This window comes from Allochromatium humboldtianum (assembly GCF_013385175.1).
Taxonomy (GTDB): Bacteria; Pseudomonadota; Gammaproteobacteria; order Chromatiales; family Chromatiaceae; genus Thermochromatium; species Thermochromatium humboldtianum.
This window is the reverse complement of sequence record NZ_JABZEO010000074.1, coordinates 1-431: the sequence shown is the minus strand read 5'-3', so window position 1 is coordinate 431 and position 431 is coordinate 1. Positions and strand designations below refer to the sequence as shown.

Annotated in this window: 1 protein-coding gene; it reads left to right on the top strand. The window is 64.0% G+C overall.

What is annotated here, in order from left to right; genetic code table 11:
* A partial coding sequence (locus HW932_RS21545) for a GTP-binding protein (protein ID WP_176978493.1) occupies positions 1-431 on the top strand: 431 nt, incomplete at both ends.

The following is a 431-nucleotide window of genomic DNA, read 5'->3' as shown; positions in this document are numbered from 1 at the left end:
AAAGAAAAATTTCAACGTAGCAAGCCTCACGTCAACGTTGGCACGATCGGCCACGTCGACCACGGCAAGACCACGCTGACGGCGGCGATCACCACGCATCAGGCGAAGAAGTTTGGTGGTGAGGCGCGGGCCTACGACCAGATCGACAACGCCCCGGAAGAGCGTGAGCGCGGCATCACCATTGCCACGGCGCACGTGGAGTACGAGAGCGACGCGCGTCACTACGCCCATGTCGACTGCCCCGGCCACGCCGACTACGTCAAGAACATGATCACGGGCGCCGCTCAGATGGACGGCGCGATCCTGGTCGTGTCGGCCGCTGACGGCCCGATGCCCCAGACCCGCGAGCACATCCTGCTGTCGCGTCAGGTCGGCGTGCCCTACATCGTGGTGTACCTGAACAAGGCCGACATGGTCGACGACGCCGAGCT